Genomic DNA, 19,252 nt, shown 5'->3' on the forward strand with positions numbered 1-19,252 from the left:
CAATCATCTACAGCAATCAAGAAATTTATTCTAGTTTCTGTCGAAATTTCAATGCCAGCTCAATTTCGGTTACACCTTTTCCTAATTCCCTGGCGATCTCCTCAAGTGTATACTCTTTCTCTTGCAGTCTTTTTATTCTGAGATAGAAAGGATCTTCTGTTGAAGAATTTTCAGCTTCCTGCGGGGAACCGCCCATTCCTTGCAAAGGCTGGGGTTCAGGCTTGAAATCCTGCTTATATGCTCGAGCTGCGCTTTGGCGCTTATATGACTGACTATTAAATTTCTTATTATCTAATTCATTGGAAGGGGACTCAGACTCGTTCTGAAAGGCAGATTCAGCCGCTTTTTTAATTTTTTCGACTTTAGCCTTACTCAGATCAGGTTGTCCCTCGTTGACTTCCTGAAATTGCTGGATAAACCGGTCATTGTCCTCCTTCATCTCGAGAAGGTAGGAGGAAATTACATCTTCCATCTCTTTTACGGTTTTTTCCTGCCTTTTCTCGACCTCGAGGAGTCTGTTCTGCCTAGTATATAGTAAAACGATAGCTAAAAGGGCTGCTATGTTCAAGATAAAGGAAATAAGGATTAAAAATGTCTGCATCTGTTCACCGTAATTTCTTTTTCAATAGTTAAAGCCTGTTAAACATCCAGGTTTTTTATCCAAGTAAGTTGCGAAGTTTAAAGATTGCTTTGGAGTGAATCTGCGAAATCCTGGAAGTTGAGAGGCTCATCACCTCTCCAATTTCTGTAAGAGTCAGTTCCTCGTAGTAAAACAAACTGAGGACCGTCTGTTCTTTCTCTGATAATGACCGGATGGTTTCTGTTAGTTCTTCTATATTTTCACTTTTAAGCAATTGGGCTTCCGGCAGGATGGTTTGATCATCTTTAATAGAAAAAGAATGCTGTCCGTCGTTTTCTTCATCTGAGAGCTGCTCATCAATGGAAAGTACATTGGCAAGGAAGTATTCATTCATAGTCTGATATACTTCTCCCTCTTCCATCTGCAGTTCTTCAGCTATTTCTTCAGGCGATACATGGCGAAGCATTTTTTGTTCCATTGATTCAATCTTTGCCTCGATTCTCTTGGCCCTCTCCCTTGTGGAACGGGGGAGCCAATCTTCTTTTCTAAGGCCGTCAATAATGGAACCACGCACCCTGAAAGAAGCATAGGTGTCAAATTTCAAATCCCTGGAAGGGTCGAACTTTTCCAAAGCATCGAGTAACCCCATAAGACCAAGGCTCTTCAAGTCTTCCCGGGAAACGTTTTTCGGCAATCCCACTGAAACCCTTTGAACATGGTAAGAAACAAGCGGCAAGTACTTTTTGACCAGCATATCTCCAGCATGCGGGTCTTTTGATTTTTTCCAAAGATCCCAATACTTTTGTTCATCCATTGTAGAGGGCTGAGACATGATACTCCTCCTCCCGGCTTTTCAATATAGGCTGATTTTCACTTGCAGATTGTCACCAAAGTATAATATCTGCATGGGCAAATGACTTATTCTTCTTTTAAGAACGTTTGAATTACAGCAGCAATCTCCTGATCGTCATACTCTGTCCTTTCAGCAGTAACAGCCTCCTGAGTTATTTGCTCTTCCAAAATCTCGCCTTTTACGATTCCGACTTTGGGAGCACCCTCATCCATCCCGATTCTCAGCAGCATTCTTATAAGGTACATCAGTCCAAAAAATGAAGCAGCAGTAAGAATTGACCCCCAGAGAACTTTGGTTGGTGCGCCGTTTGAAAATGCCACAAAAAAATATAAGCTGAATCCAAAGATGGCAAACCAGAAATTCCAGAGAAGGTTTCCCGTCATATGTCTTTTACACCCATATTAACTGTCCTGACATTCAATAAGAAAGAATCAAGGTGGAACTCAATCGTCCTGCCGTTGCTGCCTCCTACATCCTCCGATATTAAAGGAATGCCCAGGCTGTCCAAAGCTTGTGTTACAGCTTCCACATTTCTTGGTCCGATCCGCATCAAATCGCTTCCTGAGGTAAACTGAAACATTTGGGCCCCCCCGGCGATTTTGGCTTTCATTCGACTTATCCTGCCGCCTTGTTTCGATAGGAGGTTTGCTAATTCCCTGACTCCTGTATCAGCGAATTTGGCAAGTTTGAAGCTGCCGCCATTGGCAAGGCTCGAGGAAGGAAGCATCACATGGACCATGCCTGCTAAGTGTATCATTTCATCATAGAGGACGACCCCTACACAAGAGCCCAATCCAGATGTTCGGATGGATTGGCCCCTTGTGGCAATTTTCATATCCGCGATACCAACTTTTACTACTTCTTTCACAGTACTCATAACTCCACACCCAGAGCTTTAAAAATTGTTTCGAAGGAATCAGGGTCAGGAAGCAAGAAGAAATGCCCCCTGACACTTTCTGTTTCTGGTATTTCATCTTCCTTAAGAGCAGTATCGATCACAATCGCCGTGTCACTCTTTTGAGAAACTTCCAGCAGTCCGAAGCTTATAATCGCCCCGGCCATATCCACTGATAAAGCCGGAACAGAAGGGTATAAATTCAGGTTAGTGAAGTCACTCAAAGAAGAGAGGTAAGACCCTGAAAGAATATTGCCCAGCTCCTGCATGGCAGAAAGACCGAGTTCAGAATAAGGAGGCTCTTCAAATGAAAAATCTTTCTCGCCTGTCATCTGTTGAATGAAGCGGGCTCCTTGAGATAATGGCAGAACAAAAAACATGCTCCCCGGCGCTTCCCCTTCAATGCGAAGAAAAACGCTTACCACTACATTATCAGGCCCCCCTGCCATTTCCATCATTTCATCGAAGGACGCGACTCTAACCTGCGGGACTTTCATATCAATCTTTTTGTTTAATAAAGTGGATAAAGCTGTTGCAGCATGTCCTGCCCCGATATTCCCGATCTCTTTCAGGATATCCAATTGCAGGCTCGTAATCCGTTCTTCAAATCCCATAATTAGTAACCCCAGTTTGATAGTTTTTGGAACAATTAACAATTATATTGATTGGTCATGAAATGAATCCAAAGGATCACCGGAATCACCATTCAATCTCAGCTTGCGGCTAATTTAGAACTTCTTCAAGGTTTAATAGAACAAGAAGCCTTTTTTCCAGCTTTGCCACCCCGCTGATATAATCAGCTTCCACTGCACCAACGACTTCAGGCTGGGATTCGATCGCTTCAGAAGGAATGTCCAGTACATCATTGGCTGCATCTACGACAAGACCCACTTCCTTGTCGTTCACACCGGCAATAATTACCCGCGTATCTTCTGAATGGACTTCTTCGGGAAGTGAAAACCTGATCCTTAAATCAATGACAGGAGTAACCACACCTCGCAGGTTGATGACACCTTTAACGAAAGAAGCAGCTTTGGGCACACGTGTAATATGCTGGACTTTTTCAATTGAGCGTACCTGGCTGACTGGTATTGCATATTCTTTTCCCATTAATTGAAAGACAATTACTTTTACATTTTCAGCTATTACTGCATTTTCACTCATTATCTTCCGCCTCCCCTTATTTGATCAACGCATTACAATCCACTATCAGAGCGACTTGGCCATCCCCAAGGATGGTTGCACCGGAAATGGCAAATACATCTGTTAGATAGTTCCCAAGAGATTTAAGCACTACCTCCTGCTGGCCAATGAATGAATCGACAACAAGTCCTGCCATTCTATCTCCTTTGCGTACAATCACGACAGAATAGAACTCATCTTCCCCGCGTTGGGCAACTTGGAATACCTCCTCCAAGAACAGCAGCGGAACAACCTTGCCTCTGAAATCAATCACTTGTTGATTATGGGCATTTAAGATGTCCTCCCTTTTGATAATGGCTGTTTCAATGATGGAAGACAATGGAATGGCATATTTTTCTTTTTCTACTTCAACCAGCATCACAGAAATTATAGATAATGTAAGAGGAAGCTGTATGGAAAAAGTACTTCCTTCACCTAATACCGAGTCGATTGTAATTGAACCCCCAAGAGATTCAATCGTAGCTTTAACGACATCGAGACCTACCCCTCTTCCGGATATATCTGAAATGGTTTCTGCTGTGGAAAATCCAGATGCCAAAATCAATTCGTATACTTGCCTGTCCGTTAATGCAGAAGCGGCTTCTTCCGATACTACACCTTGAGAGATAGCTTTTTTCAACACTTTCTCCCGGCTGATTCCGCCGCCATTGTCTGAGATTTCGATGAAAACATGGTTGCCGCTGTGATAGGCTTTTAGAGTTACCTTTCCTTCATCCGGCTTTCCATTCTGTCTGCGGATTTCAGGCGTTTCGATTCCATGGTCAATGGCATTTCTCAGCAGATGGACTAACGGGTCACCTATCTCATCAATCACAGTGCGGTCCAGCTCTGTTTCTGCCCCAATGATTTCAAGTTCAATCTTCTTATTTAAATCTCTTGCAAGCTGCCTTATCATTCGAGGGAAACGGTTAAACACGGTTTCCACAGGCACCATTCTCATATTTAGAATGATATTTTGAAGATCTCCGGAAATCCTGGACATCCTTTCAACTGTTTCATTCAATTCCGGATGACCAAGTTCTTTTGAAATCTGTTCGAGTCGTCCCCGGTCAATGACCAGCTCCTCAAAAAGGTTCATTAATATATCCAGACGTTCAATGTTCACCCTGATCGTTTTATTGCCGGCATTAACTTGTTTGGAAGGAGATCCCTCCTTCTTAACTGTCTCTGCTGCCTGAGATGATACACTCGATACTTTTTCCGCGTTTTCTTCAGTCGAATCCATGCGGGCTGGTACAGATTCATCCTCCTCAGGAAGCGGTCCTTCTAGTGATTTATGTAGTTCAACAAGATGGACATCAACATTGGCAACCTCTGAAACTTTTAAAACTTTTTTCTTGATGTCTTCCTGAGGTTCTTTTGTCACGATACTTACCAAGAAGTCATGGTCAAAGTTTTCTTCTTCTAGAACCTCCACTGCAGGAACTGATTTAATGACTTCTCCGCACTTCTCCAATACCTCGAAGACCATAAAGACTCTCGCTGCTTTTAACAGACAGTCTTCCCTTAAAGATACCGAAATTTCAAAGCAGCTGTAACCCTGCTCCTTTGACTGTTGAATAACGGTTTGCTCAAACTGATCATACTCAGCTGCCTGAGATCTGGGTGATTCTATTTCCATAACCGCAGCAGCAGCCTCTTCCTGGGCTTTCATGCTATCGATAGATTCGCCTTTTTCAAGAAGTGCGAGTTTTTTGACGATTTCAGTTACTTCCCGTTTTCCGTCACCGCCTTCAGCAATAGACATGACCATTGCTTCAAGGTCATCAACTGCCATGAATACAACATCTAAAATTTGTGAAGATACTTTGAGTTTATTATTTCGAATAGCATCAAGGACATTCTCCATTTGATGAGTCAAATTGGCGAGGTCTTCATATCCCATGGTTGCAGCCATGCCTTTCAGCGTATGAGCGGATCTGAAAATTTCATTTACAATAGAAAGGTCGTCCGGTTTTTTCTCCAGCTCGAGCAGCTGGACATTGCATGTTTGTAAATGTTCTTTACTTTCTTCAATAAAAACCTCTAAATATTGATTCAATTCCATGTTCTCCACACCTCTCTAGGACATATACTTCATAATGCAGCCAGCGATATTTTCTAAGGGTTCGATGTCATCTACTAGATTTGTAGAGATGGCAGCCTTTGGCATTCCATAAACAATACAGGAATCCTCTGTTTCGGCAACTGCCTTCACCTTACCATTACCCTTCAATTTTACCAGACCTTTAGACCCATCTGAACCCATTCCTGTCATAATAATAGCTATTTTGTCATATCCTGCTATTTTACTGGCAGATTCAAACATTACATCCACTGACGGACGGTGGCTGTTTCGTGGTGGTTCTAAATCATCAAGCACCGCCTTCAACCCGGCTCTATCCTGCTTAACCTTCAAATGAAAGCCGCCTGGTGCAATATAGGCTGTATCATTTTTCAACAACTCTCCATCCTCTGCCTCTTTAACCGTGATCGCAGATAATGTATTCAGCCGATTGGCCAGAGATTTTGTAAACCCTGGCGGCATATGCTGAACAATCAGGACCGGTGCTCCAATCTTAGAAGGAAGCGAAGTCACAACTTGCTGCAGCGCCCGCGGTCCCCCTGTAGAAGTTCCTATGAGAACCAATTTCTTAGCTCCCCTGCTCCAATCTTCTTTACTATTACTGACTGTATTCAATTTACGCTGAATGGGACTTACATGAGTTTTCTCATTCACGGTCTTTAAGCGGTGAAGAGATACCTCACCGGCATTTAACACTTTTGAAACCAACTCTTCCTTAATTTTATGAAGATCCAGTGAAATAGCTCCCGAAGGTTTTGCCACAAAATCAATAGCGCCATTATTCATTGCGGTAATAGTATTCTCTGTTCCTTCTCTGGTTGTGGAGGAGAGCATGATAACAGGGAGTGGATGCTTGTCCATGATGGCTTGCAAAGCCTGAATGCCATTCATCTCCGGCATTTCAACATCCATAGTAACCACATCTGGGTTCAGCTTTTCGATTTTATTCAAAGCATCCCTGCCATTTCTGGCAGTTCCGACGACTTCCAAGCTGGATGAGCTGGAGAGAAAATCCGTTATTAACTTCCTCATAAAGGCCGAATCATCAACAACCAGAACTTTTTTACGAATCATCAGCCGTTCCTCCTGAACAGAAGCCGTTTCAAATTAGAAACAAAACCTTTTTTTTCGGCAGGTGTAAATGTCTTGATTCCTGCAAGATACTGTCTCAGCAGCCGGTTCAATGACAGGACAATTGACGACTGAGGATAAGAATTCAGCAATGGGACCTGCCTTGTGACCGCTTTCCTTACTGCAGCATCTTCCGGCAGCACCCCGAATAGGTGTACTTCTGTATTCAGAAATTTTGACATAGCCTGCTTCAGCCTGTTCAAAGTCTCTGTTCCCTCTTTTTCAGTTTCCGCTCTGTTGCATATCAGGTAAAACTGCTTGCTGCTGTCTTTTAAATAAATAAATTTCATCATAGAATAGGCATCCGTCACAGCAGTCGGCTCAGGTGTTGTTACCACAAAGATATCTTCCACTGCCATAAGGATCTCCATCGTATGCTGAGCAGCACCGGCACCCATATCAAAAACAATATAATCATAGGAATGAGTGAGTTCTGATAGGGCATTTAAAAGCCTTTCAACATCCTCTTCATCCCACTCCATAATATTCTGCAGCCCGTTTCCTCCGCTTATATAGGAAGCTCCCTCTTCATCACAGTAGATAATATCTTCTATTTTGGAAAAAGGATCGTTGATGAAATCAGCAATTGTTTTATCCGGCTGCCTTCCCAGTATGATATGAATATTGCCCATTCCGATATCAAGATCGAAAAGAAGTACTTTTTTACCTTCTTTCTGAAGCGCAAGTGAAAAATTCACCGCAAAGTTCGTTTTCCCTACGCCTCCTTTGCCGCTGACTATTGCAATAGTTTTGGCGTTCCTTGATTGTGCTTCCAGTATCTTAAGCCGTAGACTTTGTGCTTGATCTTTCATCGAGGGGCACCTTCCATCACTAAATCGATGATTTGTTTAGAAGATGCCTCTGATATATCTTCCGGGACACTTTGGCCGGCAGTTAAATAAGCCGCGCCCTTCTCTTCGTTTCTTATAAGATTGTACATGGTTCCATAACTGGAAGTTTCATCTGCCTTGGAAAAAATGAACTTTTCAACTGGTACAGTGGAGAAATTTTTTATAATGTCACGTAAGTCTTTTTCTTTTGCTGTCAGGGATAAAACTAGGAATGTTTCCATATCTTTTTTGAAATCTATGATTTTTTCCAGATCTTTAACGTACTTCTCTTCTCTGAAATTCCGGCCGGCAGTATCAATGAATACAACATCATAATCGGCGAATTTATCTATCGCCTTCTGAAAGTCTTCCAGCTTGTAAACTACTTCCAGCGGAACATTCAATAATTGGGCATACGTCTTTAATTGTTCTATGGCAGCAATTCTGTAAGTATCAGTAGTGATGAATGCGATTTTTTTCCTTTTTTCAAGAACGGCTTCAGACGCCATTTTGGCAAGAGTGGTTGTCTTGCCGACTCCAGTCGGTCCGATGACATTAACATATTTTTTGCGGTAACTTATGCCTCCGAAGTCGAAGCCGTGCAACTTCCCTTGTAGAAATTCAGAAAGAGCTGTGTTCAGTTCACTGTTAGAAGCTTGTTTATCTTCATTTAGAGCTGCTAAATGCTCTGCTGCTTCGAAAATATACCTTTCGTTAACATCCTGATCTTTCAGATACAAGAGAAGGGTGCGGATGTTTTCGGGATAATGTCCAAATTCTTCCTTTGTTTTAAATTGTCTTACGATACTTTGAAGCTCTGTGATTTCCTTTTTCAGCTCCTGCGCACCATTTCCTGTCTTTGCTTCAGGAGATGCTTTTCTTACGGAAGGCAAGGGCTGTTCTTGGATCTCTTTAGGACTATACTGCGGTCGTTTTTCCCTTGCCGTTTGGTTTGAATTAGGGTCAATTGCTGCAATCACTTCGATATTCTTCTTTTTGAATAACCCCAGGAAACCTCCTGTGTAAATGATCTTGGAATTTAATATGACAGCACCTTCACCCAATTCCGCCCGGATGTTTTTCATAGCTTCCGGCATGGTAGGTGCTATAATTTTTTTAACTTTCATTCTATATTCACCAACCCTAAACTCTGGACTTCAACATTCGCCTCTAATTCATTGTAAGAGAGCGTCGGTACTTGAGGGAAGTACCTTTCAATCAGCTGCCTTACATACATCCTGATGGCAGGGGAACACAAAATGATGGGTGATTCTTCCATAAGAGACAACTGCTCCACTTGTGAAGCAAGGGCCTCAAGTACTCTCTGGGAATCGTTAGGATCCATCGATAAATAGTTGCCATGTTCAGTCTGTTGAACAGCATCAGCAATAAGTTTCTCGATTCTTCCAGACAGGGTGACCACTTTAAGGCTGCCTCCCTGATCTACATATTGTGCAGTGATCTGCCTTGCCAGTGCCTGCCTGACATACTCTGCCAATAAATCTGTATCAGAGCTCATTTTTCCATAGTCAGCCAGGGTTTCAAAGATGATGGGAAGGTTTCTGATAGAAACATTCTCCTTTAATAGTTTCGCAAGAACTTTTTGAACTTCGCCAACTGACAAAGGATTCGGAGTAACTTCTTCCACAAGAATTGGATAGGATTCCTGAAGGTGATCGATGAGCTGCTTCGTTTCCTGTCTTCCGAGTAATTCATGCGCATTATTCTTAATTACTTCAGTGATATGCGTGGAAACAACTGAAGGTGGATCTACCACTGTGTAACCGAATATCTCGGCCTGCTCTTTCATATCTTCGCCAATCCACTTTGCCGGAAGACCAAAGGAAGGTTCAACTGTATCGATACCTTCTATAGACTCATCTTCCACTCCAGGGCTCATGGCTAAATAGTGGTCCAGCAGCAGTTCCCCCCTTGCCATTTCGTTCCCTTTAATTTTCAGCCTGTATTCATTAGGCTGTAATTGGATATTATCCCTTATGCGTACGACAGGAATAACCAATCCTAGTTCTATCGCCAGCTGTCTACGGATCATGACAACCCGGTCAAGGAGATCGCCTCCTTGGTTGGCATCGGCTAACGGTATTAGACCGTAACCGAATTCAAACTCAATCGGATCCACATTCAACAAGCTGACCACGCTCTCAGGGCTTTTCATTTCATCCTGTTCTCTCTCTTCTTCCATTTCAATGAGGTCTTCTTCATCTTCTTTTGGTGCCCGGGACAGCATATATCCGCCAATTCCAAGAGCAGCAGCTACTGGTATGGTCAGAATATCATTAATTGGAGTAAATAATCCCAGAAGGAAAATGGTGGCTCCCGATACATACAGCATCGGCGGAAAAGCCAAAAGCTGATTCATGATATCCTGTCCGAGGTTTCCATCGGAGGCTGCCCTGGTCACAACAATACCGGTTGCGGTTGAAATCAAAAGGGCTGGAATCTGGCTGACGATTCCATCTCCCACTGTCAATAATGAATAGCGTGTGGCCGCCTCTCCTATCGGCAGTCCCTGCTGGGTCATCCCTATGATGATTCCAAAAATCAAGTTCATCATAACGATAATGATTCCGGCAATCGCATCCCCTTTGACAAACTTGGAAGCACCATCCATCGCTCCATAGAAATCTGCTTCACTGCTTACTTTTTCCCTGCGCGCCCTGGCATCATGTTCGGAAATGATCCCGGCGTTCAGGTCTGCATCTATACTCATCTGTTTACCCGGCATGGCATCAAGAGTGAATCTTGCCGCGACCTCGGAAACCCGCTCAGAACCTTTGGTAATAACAACAAATTGGATAATGATTAAAATAATGAATACTACAAGACCTACCAGGACATTTCCCCCGACTACAAAAGTTCCGAAGGTTTCTACGACATCTCCCGCTTCCCCGTTACTGAGAATGGAACGGGTTGTTGACACATTCAGTCCCAGCCTGAACAGTGTCAATAGCAGCAGTAATGAGGGAAATATGGCAAATTGCAGCGGCTCATTCATATTCATTGAAATCAGAAGAACCAGGAGCGCCAAGGAAATATTAATTATGATTAGTACACTTAACAGCCAAGGCGGAAAAGGAATGATAAGCATAGCTACTATAAGAATGACACTGGATAAAACGGATAAATCTCTTACTGACATCTGCATTCCCTCCTAACTTAAGCTGTTACAGCTGATTTTTCATCCTGTAGACATAGGCCAAAATTTCTGCCACAGCCTTAAAGAACTCCTCTGGTATTGCATCACCTATTTCAGCACTGTCATAAAGTGATCGTGCCAGCGGCCTGTTTTCGACCATAATGACATCATTTTCACTGGCAATGAATTTAATTTTTTGGGCTAAATAATCGACGCCTTTTGCTACGACATAAGGAGCATCGGATTTGCTTTCATCATACTTTAATGCGATGGCAAAGTGGGTAGGATTGGTAATGACGACATCTGCTTCAGGAACTTCCTGCATCATCCGCCTCATTGCCATTTCCCTCTGCCTTTGCTTTATCTTGGATTTGATGAGGGGATCTCCCTCACTGTTTTTGTGTTCATCTTTGATATCCTGTTTGGACATCCGGATATTTTTTTCAAAATCATATTTTTGATATAGATAGTCAAAAACGGATAAAAACAGAAGTGCCAATGAAGCAGCAATACCCATTTGTACTGTCAGGGACGCCATTGTTGCTAACGAGTCATGGGCGGATTTAAATGAGAGCAGCAATACTTCATCAATATTCAACCATAAAATGACAAACGTTATGGCACCAACAAATCCGATTTTCAATATCGACTTCAACAATTCGACTATTGCTCTTAGAGAGAATATCCGTTTTGCCCCTTTGATCGGATCAATTTTTTCAAGCTTTGGCTGCAAGGGTTCTCCAGTGAACATGACACCGACTTGAACATAATTAGAGAAAACGCCTGCAAGCAATGCGACTAACATAATAGGTCCGAGCAATATGGCAACCTGCTGCAAAACTTCCATCACAATCAACATAAAGGAATCTTGAGTAAGGTCCATCATCATATAATCCTGAAAAGAAGTACGGAATAAATCAAAAACAATATTGCCTATATAGGAAGCACTAAAAGTCAAAAATAAAAATACAGCAAGTAATATAACAGCTGTATTCACATCCTGGCTTTTTGCTGTTTGCCCTTTCTTCCTTGAATCCTGGCGTTTTTTGGGTGTAGCTTTTTCTGTTTTTTCACCTGCAAAATACTGCAGATCAAGGGAAAGCAATTTCAATTCAAGCGCCTCCGATAATTTTCATAAGATCTCTCATGGTGTAAACCATCAATTCAAACATCTGCTGCATAACAGTCATCATGGCACCAAGCACAATGAATAGAACCAGGAAGCTGACTGCAATTTTAATAGGAAACCCAACTACGAAGATGTTAAGCTGCGGGACAGTCCTTGCCACAATCCCTAACGCGACGTCAACCAGAAAGAGTGTAGCTACCACCGGAATCGACATTTGAAAAGCAATGATAAACACAGAGTTAAAGGTTTTCACTACATATTCTGTCAAGTTCTCATCTCCTAAAGGAATCCAAGGCTGATCTATAGGGATAAATTGATAACTGTAAAAAACACCATCTAGAAGGAGGTGATGCCCATCGAGAGCCAGCAAAAGCAGAAGGGCAAAAGTGTATAGATACTGCCCGACCAGCGGCGATTGAGCCCCTGTTTGCGGGTCAATTACATTGGCTATGGCAAACCCCATTTGAAAATCGATGAAGCTGCCCGCAACCTGTATGGCCGCTATGATCATGTAAGCTGTGAATCCAATCAAAAGGCCAATCAAGGCTTCTTTCATAATCAAAAGAATATATGCCGCGTCAATTACCATTGGAGATGCATCAATAGAATAGTACATAATCCAGGCAATTACACCGGAGAAACCGATTCGGTGCTGTGCCGGAATGGATCTATATGAAAATAGCGGAAGGGTCACAAAGAATGCAGACACCCTTGTAAAAACTAATAGAAAGATAGACAGATTTGGAATCAATTCTTCCATTTCAGTTATCCTACAAACCTGTTTAGATTTGAGAAGATTTCAGATGTGTATGTGACCATTTTAGTAAGCATCCACGGTCCAAAAAAGACAACACCAACAAGGACTGCGACAATCTTTGGAATAAAGGCCAAAGTCTGCTCCTGAATTTGAGTGGTTGCCTGAAAAATACTAACAACGAGACCGACGACCAAGGCAAGCAAAAGCAAAGGGCCGCAAATCACCAATGTTGTATAGACTCCTCTTTCAGCTAAAGCAATTACCGATTCTACATTCATGTTTATCACCTACTTAAAAGCTTTGCAGCAGAGATTTAACGACCAGGTACCAGCCGTCTACCAAGACGAAAAGCAAGATTTTGAACGGCAAAGATATCATGACCGGAGGAAGCATCATCATCCCCATGGACATTAGTACACTGGCAACGACCATATCAATTACAAGAAAGGGAATAAAAATCATAAACCCAATCTGGAAAGCCGTCTTAATTTCACTTAGAGCAAAAGCCGGCACGAGAGCAGTCAAGGGAATATCCTCAATGGAGTCAGGGCGTTCTGCACCAGAATAATTCAGGAATAGTTCCAGGTCTTTCTGCCTCGTATGTTTACTCATAAAATCCTTAAACGGCACGGCTGCATTCTCGTATGCCTGCTCGAGGTTTATTTCATCATTGAATAAGGGAGTCAATGCCGTGTCATTCACTTCTTGAAAAGTCGGTGCCATGATGAAAAATGTCAAGAACAGCGCTAATCCCATCAGTACCTGATTGGGGGGCATTTGTTGTGTGGCTAATGAGGTTCTGACAAATGACAGCACGATGACAATCCTGGTAAAAGAAGTCATTAAGATCAGGATTCCGGGCGCAATGGAAAGGACAGTGAAGAGAAGCAGAAGCTTTACAGATGTTGAAACAGAATCGGAAGAAGTCGCATTAAAAAACTCCATGAACTCATTCATTGTTATCCTTCTCCCTGTTGTTAAGATCTTTAAGCATTTTTTTTCTGCCTTTTCTTACATCATCTATCTGCGATTTCAGCAATGCTTGAAATGACTGCTCTTCTTTAGGATTTTCAGAAGAAATACCGGTCTTCTTGCCCAGCCATTGAGTTATAAGATCCTTCTGCTGCTGTAGCCCTTGAGTTTTGTCTTCATAGTAATGAAGTATCTCTTCCTTTTCTTCTGACCCGTCAATTTCCTTTAATAATTGAATGTCTTCCCCCACACCAAGAATCAGGATTCTTTCTCCTACTTTCACAAGCTGAACAGAGCGGTTCCCCCCCAGCGTTGTACCGCCAAGGTTGTGGATCAATTTGGTCTGCTGAAATGATTTGCTCCTTTGATTGATAAATTTGAGTAAAAAATAAATTAATGCAATTACAAATACAAGCGCAAAGATCATTTTCATATAGTCCATGGCTGTTACACCTGTGGTTGGCTGGGGATTGCTGATGGTATTTTGTTCTTCTGCAGGCTGTTCTTCTTCATTTCGCTCATCGGACTGTTCCAAGTAGTCTTTCACAGTTCCATCAACCCCTGCATATACTGGAAAATTTCCAGTCATATGCAGAGCAGTTATTAAAGCAATAATGAAAAAAAGCTTCCTAGATATGTTTCTCAAAAAAAGCACCTTCTCTTTAATTCTCTTGCTTGAGTTGATTGTAATAGGACATCTTCTATCAATCTTCTTATTTTGTTTAACTTAACGCTTTTTGAATAGCTTCAATGACACGGTCCGCTTGAAACGGCTTAACGATGAAGTCCTTGGCACCGGCCTGGATGGCATCGATGACCATCGCCTGCTGACCCATTGCAGAACACATGATGATTTTGGCATTCCCATCTATTGCTTTTATTTCTTTGAGAGCAGCAATTCCATCTTTTTCAGGCATTGTAATATCCATCGTAACCAAATCAGGGTTCAACTCTTTAAATTTCTCTACGGCCTGATTGCCGTCCGCCGCTTCTCCTACAACCTCAAAGCCGTTCTTGGAAAGAATATCCTTGATCATCATTCTCATAAATGCTGCATCGTCAACTATTAAAATTCTATTTGCCATTTTCTTTTCCCCCGTTTTACTTCAATTTTTTTAATCTGTCAGTTTGACTGACAATATCTGTAATTCTTACTCCAAAGTTTTCATCTATAACGACCACTTCGCCTTTAGCTATGAGTCTGCTGTTTACCAGGACATCGACCGGTTCGCCGGCAAGCTTATCGAGTTCAATAATCGAGCCTGAAGATAACTCAAGAATATCTTTAACGGAACGATTCGTCCTGCCAAGCTCCACTGTCACATTCAATGGAATATCAAGGAGCATGTCCAGGTTTTTGCTTTCTGACTTCTGAACAGGTGTCTGATCAAAGCTTGAGAATGATGCGGACTGTACATCTACAGGCTGTTCATTCATCTGACTTCCTCCAAAGTGCTGAGGCTGCGTCCTTTCAGGTGCCTGATAAACTGGTGTCTCTTTGTATGGATCAGGCTGACGATAAGGCGGTACTATTTCAGCATTCCGGTTACTGTTATTCTGCTCGGCGACTCCCTGTTCCATTATATCGGAATTTGTCGAAGAAGTGTCGCTATTATTTGTTAATTCTTCGACAAGCTGTTTGGCAAATGGCAAAGGCAGCAATTGCATAATGTTGGAATCAATCAGATTTCCCACCTTTAATGTGAAAGAAATCTTTGTCAGCAAATCTTGTTCCGGTATGTTTTCGGCACCTTCTCCTTTAGGGAGATACATCATATCAACTGTTGGAGGGGAAATATCCACCCTTTTATTGAATACTGTCGACATCGAAGTTGCCGCTGATCCCATCATCTGGTTCATTGCTTCCTGAACGGCACTTACTTGTATTTCTCCAAGGTCTGCTGAAGGACTTAACCCATCTCCTCCCAGCATCAAGTCAGCTATAATGGCTGCATCTTCCTGCTTTATGACCAGTAGATTGACACCAGAAAATCCTTCTGTATATTGGACCTGGATAGCCACATAAGGATGTGGAAAGTCATCTTCCAACCTGCTTCTTTCCAGAATGGATACCTTCGGTGTGGTAATTTCCACCTTTTGGTTCAATAGAGTTGAAAGAGCTGTTGCTGAACTGCCAAAAGATATATTACCGATCTCTCCCAGGGTGTCCTGCTCGAAATCACTCAAGTACTCTTCCACACTTAATTTTTGAGAAGAAGCTGGTTCTTTTTCTTCGCTGGCTGTGCCTCTCAACAGGGCATCTATTTCGTCTTGTGATAACATATCATCACTCATCATCCTCTTCTCCCCCCTTCAAAGAATCTAGTATCTGTACAGCAAGTTTTTTGTTCTGCTCACCTGGCTGGGCAGTAAATTTCGGAATTTCCCCCACCTTTACAGTCAAAGGCGCATCTATTCGTTTGTTCAACTGTATAACATCGCCAATATCCAGCATTAGGAAATCATCGATTGTAATATCTGAGCTGCCCAATTCAGCCACGACCGGCACTTGGGCTGTTTTAATTCGTTTCTCCAGTTTTTCTGATTCCAGAGGATCATTTTCCTTTGCTTTCGTCTGCATCCAGTAGCTGACCGATAATTTAGGAATGATCGGCTCCAGGACGACATGCGGTATACAAATATTGATCATTCCGCTGGTTTCTCCGATTGTGGTATTCATCGAAATGACTACAACGGTTTCGTTAGGAGAGACCATTTGCAGAAATTGAGGATTGACTTCGAATTCTGCAAGCATCGGATCTATTTCGGCTATATTGCTCCAAGCATCACGGAGGTTATCAAATGCCCTTTCAAAAAGGTTGGACATGATTTTGGTTTCGATTTCAGTCAGGTTTTCGATCTTATTCATCCCAATTCCCTTGCCGCCCATTACCCGGTCCATCATGGCATATCCTATATTAGGATTAACTTCCATTAATATATGGCCGTCCAGAGGTGGGACGTCAAAGATATTCAATATAGTCATTTTGGGGACTGACCTGACAAACTCTTCAAACGGAACCTGATCGGCTGACACCACGGATATCTGTACATAGGTTCTCAGCTGTGCTGAAAAATAGGTAGTCAGGATTCTTGCAAAGTTTTCGTGTATCCTGGTCAAACTTCTGATTTGATCTTTTGAGAATCTTAGAGCTCTCTTAAAATCGTAAACTTTTACTTTTTTCTCTTCTTCATCTTTTTTAAAATCCTCTGCACTCATTTCACCTGTAGAGAGTGCCGATAATAATGCATCTATCTCATTTTGCGAGAGCACCTCACTGGACATTTCCTCACCCCGCTTCCTGCTTCAGCATTCTTATTGAATTATATAAGAGGTGATATATACTCTTTGTACTTTTCCCTCTAGCATAAGGCTGTTAGCTTTTTCTTTAATGGTCGTTTCCAGCTGCTGTTTTCCTTCTTTGCCCTGAAGTTCATCCGATTTCAATTCGGAAAGTTCTTCAATGATGATATTCTTCACTTGAAAGTCTCTTTTCTCAAACTCTTCCTTCGCTTTTTTGCCGTCGGTCTGGACCTTGAAGGAAATTCTGATGTAATCCCCGCTGAGCAGGTTAGTAGTAAGTTCCGGTACATCGACCGATGCTTCAATCACTTCATCAATGGTCGGTTCCTTAGTTTCGTCATCATTGAATTTCAATAAAACGACAAGAGCCAGAACACCTACCAAGGTGATTGTCACTAACAAAATCAGAGTTATCGTAAGCAATTTATTCTTCATCTTGAACCCCCGCAGCATTACGTAGTCCCAATATATTGATCTTTCGGTAGAAAGAAACTGTCTTATTTTCCACGTCTTCTACTGTCTCTTTCACAACAATCTTCTTGCCATTGGTCAGAGTGAGGGTTGTGTCAGGAAATGCTTCCGCACTTTCTATGTATATACAATTAAGTGAAAACGTCTTGCCATTCAATTTGGTCAGCTTTATCAAATTTATTCAGGACCGGCATGATTTTCATCATCCAGTCCTGTACCTCCCTTGCCATCTATTATCGTTTCAAGTTCACAAGTTCTTGAAGGATTTCGTCCGATGTCGTGATGATTTTAGTGTTCGCCTGGAAACCACGTTGAGCGGTAATCATTTCAGTGAACTCTTCAGACAGGTCGACGTTGGACATTTCTAATGACCCAGAAACAATGGATCCTCTTCCTTCACCAGCTATGTTTACATTTGCCGGCCCTGAATTTACCGACTGCTGAAAGGAGTTCCCCCCTGCCTTCGTCAATCCAGAAGGGTTGCTGAACTTGGCCAGCGCAAGGTAACCGATTGTCGTAATTTCACCATTTGAATATACTCCGTTAATCTCACCCATCGAACCGATGTTAAAGCTTTCAAGTGACCCGGCAGTGTTTCCATCAGGATCAGCAGAAGCTGAGAGGTCGCCACCAAGGTTTGTCAACTGTTCATAATCCATTTCGACATTTAATAGGGTATCTGCCGTGCCATCTTCATTTGTATCACTGATCGGCAGGTTAACGAACGGAGGAGCATCCATAGGATCTTGTGAAAAGTCAATAGTATAAGAATCTGATGTTAACGGATTTTCTCCGTTTTGATTGACGAATTGGAGGTCCCATTTGTTAGAAGGATTCTGCGGCGTCAACTTCATATCCAAAGTAACTTGCTCCCCAGTATCATCCACCACATTGATTTGCTGAACGAACGGTTCACTTCCTACTGCATCGCTTGAGAGATTGCCAAACATGTTGATGGTTTCAGTTATAGTTGCAGGAAGCTGAGCATTGACATTCACTTTTATATCCTGCAAAACTCCATTTTCATAAGACTGAACCTTCAATCCGTCTCCATTTACGAGAGTTCCGCTATCATCAAGGTAGAAGTTACCGGCTCTTGAGTAGAATTGAGCATCTCCCTGCTTTACTACAAAGTAGCCATCGCCATTGATTGCCAGATCAAGCGGACGGCCGGTTGACTGCAGACTCGATTGAGTATGGATGGTATCAATCGTGGAAAGTGTTGATCCCAATCCTACCTGCATAGGATTTTTCCCTCCGCGATTTTCCTGTGCTGCTGAAGCCCCTGAAATTGTTTGATTCATAGTATCCTTGAAAGTGACACGGCCTTTTTTAAATCCGTAAGTGTTCACGTTTGCAATATTATTACCGATTACGTCAAGCTTGGTTTGGAAATTTTTCATTCCGCTGATTCCTGAATACATTGAGCGTAGCATGTGTAATTTTCCCCTTTCATAATTCACTGCATCTTTCGGTCAGCAGTGACAGGCTTCCTTTTAAAGGTCCAGCCAATTAATCTATAATAATAGTTCCATCTATTTTGGTAAAAATCTGCGATCCCGCTTCTTTCCTGTCCATGGCAGTAATGACGGTGGAATTTTTAGCACTCACTATCAATGCTGCATTCTTTAGAAGAACCAGCGATTCCTTTACACCCTTCTTTTTGGCTTGGGCAACCTTGCTTTCAACTTCCTTCCATGTATCCCCAGGTATCTCAATCCCTCTCTGCTTTAGACGGGTATCAGCATGCTTGCTTATGGTAAGCCCTTCTCCTTTAACCGATTCCTGTAAGGTTTCAGCGAAAGACTTGGCAGGGATGGATTTCTGACTAATAGCTTTTAGAGGAAAATGTGACGTAATGGGTTGAGATGGCAAACGATTGATAAGCTTGCTTTGCATTCAACC

The 19,252-nt window shown here is 42.3% G+C and carries 23 protein-coding genes; all 23 read right to left on the reverse strand.

The annotated features are described in order from the left end of the window. Positions 1–25: 25 nt before the first annotated feature. Positions 26–601, reverse strand: coding sequence for a hypothetical protein (locus FZC79_RS01420; RefSeq protein ID WP_148945110.1), 576 nt, complete (start codon positions 599–601; stop codon positions 26–28). A gap of 55 nt (positions 602–656) precedes the next feature. Next, positions 657–1,412, reverse strand: a complete 756-nt coding sequence (locus tag FZC79_RS01425; RefSeq protein WP_148945111.1) for a FliA/WhiG family RNA polymerase sigma factor — start codon at positions 1,410–1,412, stop codon at positions 657–659. Positions 1,413–1,498: 86 nt separating this feature from the next. After that, positions 1,499–1,816: a hypothetical protein gene (locus tag FZC79_RS01430; protein WP_148945112.1), complete on the reverse strand. Its 318-nt coding sequence runs from the start codon at positions 1,814–1,816 to the stop codon at positions 1,499–1,501. Then, complete coding sequence (locus FZC79_RS01435; protein ID WP_148945113.1) at positions 1,813–2,310, reverse strand: chemotaxis protein CheD; 498 nt, start codon at positions 2,308–2,310, stop codon at positions 1,813–1,815. The genes FZC79_RS01430 and FZC79_RS01435 overlap by 4 nt, the downstream gene beginning before the upstream one ends. Next, the gene (locus tag FZC79_RS01440; protein ID WP_148945114.1) at positions 2,307–2,942 is read right to left on the reverse strand and encodes a chemotaxis protein CheC; all 636 of its coding nucleotides are present in this window, start codon (positions 2,940–2,942) and stop codon (positions 2,307–2,309) included. Before FZC79_RS01440 ends, FZC79_RS01435 begins: the two co-directional genes overlap by 4 nt. Positions 2,943–3,051: 109 nt before the next feature. Continuing rightward, positions 3,052–3,492, reverse strand: coding sequence for a chemotaxis protein CheW (locus FZC79_RS01445; RefSeq protein ID WP_148945115.1), 441 nt, complete (start codon positions 3,490–3,492; stop codon positions 3,052–3,054). Between the two features lie 16 nt (positions 3,493–3,508). Further along, positions 3,509–5,578, reverse strand: a complete 2,070-nt coding sequence (locus tag FZC79_RS01450; RefSeq protein ID WP_148945116.1) for a chemotaxis protein CheA — start codon at positions 5,576–5,578, stop codon at positions 3,509–3,511. 15 nt (positions 5,579–5,593) lie between these two features. Beyond that, complete coding sequence (locus FZC79_RS01455) at positions 5,594–6,670, reverse strand: protein-glutamate methylesterase/protein-glutamine glutaminase (protein ID WP_148945117.1); 1,077 nt, start codon at positions 6,668–6,670, stop codon at positions 5,594–5,596. After that, the gene (locus FZC79_RS01460) at positions 6,670–7,539 is read right to left on the reverse strand and encodes a MinD/ParA family protein (RefSeq protein ID WP_148945118.1); all 870 of its coding nucleotides are present in this window, start codon (positions 7,537–7,539) and stop codon (positions 6,670–6,672) included. The genes FZC79_RS01455 and FZC79_RS01460 overlap by 1 nt, the downstream gene beginning before the upstream one ends. After that, on the reverse strand, positions 7,536–8,684 hold the full coding sequence (flhF, locus tag FZC79_RS01465) for a flagellar biosynthesis protein FlhF (protein ID WP_148945119.1): 1,149 nt from the start codon (positions 8,682–8,684) through the stop codon (positions 7,536–7,538). Before flhF ends, FZC79_RS01460 begins: the two co-directional genes overlap by 4 nt. Next, positions 8,681–10,717, reverse strand: coding sequence for a flagellar biosynthesis protein FlhA (gene flhA / locus FZC79_RS01470; protein WP_148945120.1), 2,037 nt, complete (start codon positions 10,715–10,717; stop codon positions 8,681–8,683). Before flhA ends, flhF begins: the two co-directional genes overlap by 4 nt. Positions 10,718–10,742: 25 nt before the next feature. Beyond that, the gene (gene flhB / locus FZC79_RS01475; protein ID WP_148945121.1) at positions 10,743–11,825 is read right to left on the reverse strand and encodes a flagellar biosynthesis protein FlhB; all 1,083 of its coding nucleotides are present in this window, start codon (positions 11,823–11,825) and stop codon (positions 10,743–10,745) included. 1 nt (position 11,826) lies between these two features. Then, positions 11,827–12,603, reverse strand: a complete 777-nt coding sequence (gene fliR, locus FZC79_RS01480; RefSeq protein WP_148945122.1) for a flagellar biosynthetic protein FliR — start codon at positions 12,601–12,603, stop codon at positions 11,827–11,829. Between the two features lie 5 nt (positions 12,604–12,608). After that, positions 12,609–12,878 carry a flagellar biosynthesis protein FliQ gene (fliQ, locus tag FZC79_RS01485; protein ID WP_148940150.1) on the reverse strand — a complete coding sequence of 90 codons (270 nt, stop codon included), beginning with the start codon at positions 12,876–12,878 and terminating at the stop codon, positions 12,609–12,611. A 13-nt stretch (positions 12,879–12,891) separates the two neighbouring features. Next, entirely contained in the window at positions 12,892–13,557 is a 666-nt protein-coding gene (gene fliP / locus FZC79_RS01490) for a flagellar type III secretion system pore protein FliP (RefSeq protein WP_148945123.1), read from the reverse strand. Continuing rightward, positions 13,550–14,218, reverse strand: a complete 669-nt coding sequence (locus FZC79_RS01495; protein ID WP_148945124.1) for a flagellar biosynthetic protein FliO — start codon at positions 14,216–14,218, stop codon at positions 13,550–13,552. The genes fliP and FZC79_RS01495 overlap by 8 nt, the downstream gene beginning before the upstream one ends. Before the next feature lie 76 nt (positions 14,219–14,294). Next, entirely contained in the window at positions 14,295–14,657 is a 363-nt protein-coding gene (locus tag FZC79_RS01500; RefSeq protein WP_148940153.1) for a response regulator, read from the reverse strand. 16 nt (positions 14,658–14,673) lie between these two features. Continuing rightward, positions 14,674–15,870 (reverse strand): flagellar motor switch phosphatase FliY, encoded by a 1,197-nt coding sequence (gene fliY, locus FZC79_RS01505; RefSeq protein ID WP_148945125.1) that lies wholly within the window; start codon positions 15,868–15,870, stop codon positions 14,674–14,676. Then, on the reverse strand, positions 15,860–16,858 hold the full coding sequence (fliM, locus tag FZC79_RS01510) for a flagellar motor switch protein FliM (protein WP_148945126.1): 999 nt from the start codon (positions 16,856–16,858) through the stop codon (positions 15,860–15,862). The genes fliY and fliM overlap by 11 nt, the downstream gene beginning before the upstream one ends. 30 nt (positions 16,859–16,888) lie before the next feature. Continuing rightward, positions 16,889–17,311, reverse strand: coding sequence for a flagellar basal body-associated protein FliL (gene fliL / locus FZC79_RS01515; protein ID WP_148945127.1), 423 nt, complete (start codon positions 17,309–17,311; stop codon positions 16,889–16,891). Continuing rightward, a complete protein-coding gene (locus FZC79_RS01520) occupies positions 17,301–17,522 on the reverse strand; it encodes a flagellar FlbD family protein (protein WP_148945128.1) in 222 nt (73 codons plus the stop codon). The genes fliL and FZC79_RS01520 overlap by 11 nt, the downstream gene beginning before the upstream one ends. 58 nt (positions 17,523–17,580) lie before the next feature. Then, positions 17,581–18,783, reverse strand: coding sequence for a flagellar basal-body rod protein FlgF (gene flgF / locus FZC79_RS01525; protein ID WP_187442607.1), 1,203 nt, complete (start codon positions 18,781–18,783; stop codon positions 17,581–17,583). A gap of 76 nt (positions 18,784–18,859) precedes the next feature. After that, positions 18,860–19,246, reverse strand: a complete 387-nt coding sequence (locus FZC79_RS01530) for a TIGR02530 family flagellar biosynthesis protein (protein ID WP_148945129.1) — start codon at positions 19,244–19,246, stop codon at positions 18,860–18,862. Positions 19,247–19,252: the final 6 nt, after the last annotated feature.

Origin of the sequence: Rossellomorea vietnamensis (genome assembly GCF_008180615.1) — a bacterium.
GTDB classification, from domain to species: Bacteria; Bacillota; Bacilli; order Bacillales; family Bacillaceae_B; genus Rossellomorea; species Rossellomorea vietnamensis_D.

Excerpts from the sequence above, each read along its gene's own strand:
- FZC79_RS01420 (WP_148945110.1), bottom strand. The coding sequence starts at position 601 with ATGCAGACATTTTTAATCCTTATTTCCTTTATCTTGAACATAGCAGCC.
- FZC79_RS01425 (WP_148945111.1), bottom strand. The coding sequence starts at position 1,412 with ATGTCTCAGCCCTCTACAATGGATGAACAAAAGTATTGGGATCTTTGG.
- FZC79_RS01430 (WP_148945112.1), bottom strand. The coding sequence starts at position 1,816 with ATGACGGGAAACCTTCTCTGGAATTTCTGGTTTGCCATCTTTGGATTC.
- FZC79_RS01435 (WP_148945113.1), bottom strand. The coding sequence starts at position 2,310 with ATGAGTACTGTGAAAGAAGTAGTAAAAGTTGGTATCGCGGATATGAAA.
- FZC79_RS01440 (WP_148945114.1), bottom strand. The coding sequence starts at position 2,942 with ATGGGATTTGAAGAACGGATTACGAGCCTGCAATTGGATATCCTGAAA.
- FZC79_RS01445 (WP_148945115.1), bottom strand. The coding sequence starts at position 3,492 with ATGAGTGAAAATGCAGTAATAGCTGAAAATGTAAAAGTAATTGTCTTT.
- FZC79_RS01450 (WP_148945116.1), bottom strand. The coding sequence starts at position 5,578 with ATGGAATTGAATCAATATTTAGAGGTTTTTATTGAAGAAAGTAAAGAA.
- FZC79_RS01455 (WP_148945117.1), bottom strand. The coding sequence starts at position 6,670 with ATGATTCGTAAAAAAGTTCTGGTTGTTGATGATTCGGCCTTTATGAGG.
- FZC79_RS01460 (WP_148945118.1), bottom strand. The coding sequence starts at position 7,539 with ATGAAAGATCAAGCACAAAGTCTACGGCTTAAGATACTGGAAGCACAA.
- flhF (WP_148945119.1), bottom strand. The coding sequence starts at position 8,684 with ATGAAAGTTAAAAAAATTATAGCACCTACCATGCCGGAAGCTATGAAA.
- flhA (WP_148945120.1), bottom strand. The coding sequence starts at position 10,717 with ATGTCAGTAAGAGATTTATCCGTTTTATCCAGTGTCATTCTTATAGTA.
- fliR (WP_148945122.1), bottom strand. The coding sequence starts at position 12,603 with ATGGAAGAATTGATTCCAAATCTGTCTATCTTTCTATTAGTTTTTACA.
- fliQ (WP_148940150.1), bottom strand. The coding sequence starts at position 12,878 with ATGAATGTAGAATCGGTAATTGCTTTAGCTGAAAGAGGAGTCTATACA.
- fliP (WP_148945123.1), bottom strand. The coding sequence starts at position 13,557 with ATGAATGAGTTCATGGAGTTTTTTAATGCGACTTCTTCCGATTCTGTT.
- FZC79_RS01500 (WP_148940153.1), bottom strand. The coding sequence starts at position 14,657 with ATGGCAAATAGAATTTTAATAGTTGACGATGCAGCATTTATGAGAATG.
- fliY (WP_148945125.1), bottom strand. The coding sequence starts at position 15,870 with ATGATGAGTGATGATATGTTATCACAAGACGAAATAGATGCCCTGTTG.
- fliM (WP_148945126.1), bottom strand. The coding sequence starts at position 16,858 with ATGTCCAGTGAGGTGCTCTCGCAAAATGAGATAGATGCATTATTATCG.
- fliL (WP_148945127.1), bottom strand. The coding sequence starts at position 17,311 with ATGAAGAATAAATTGCTTACGATAACTCTGATTTTGTTAGTGACAATC.
- flgF (WP_187442607.1), bottom strand. The coding sequence starts at position 18,783 with ATGCTACGCTCAATGTATTCAGGAATCAGCGGAATGAAAAATTTCCAA.
- FZC79_RS01530 (WP_148945129.1), bottom strand. The coding sequence starts at position 19,246 with ATGCAAAGCAAGCTTATCAATCGTTTGCCATCTCAACCCATTACGTCA.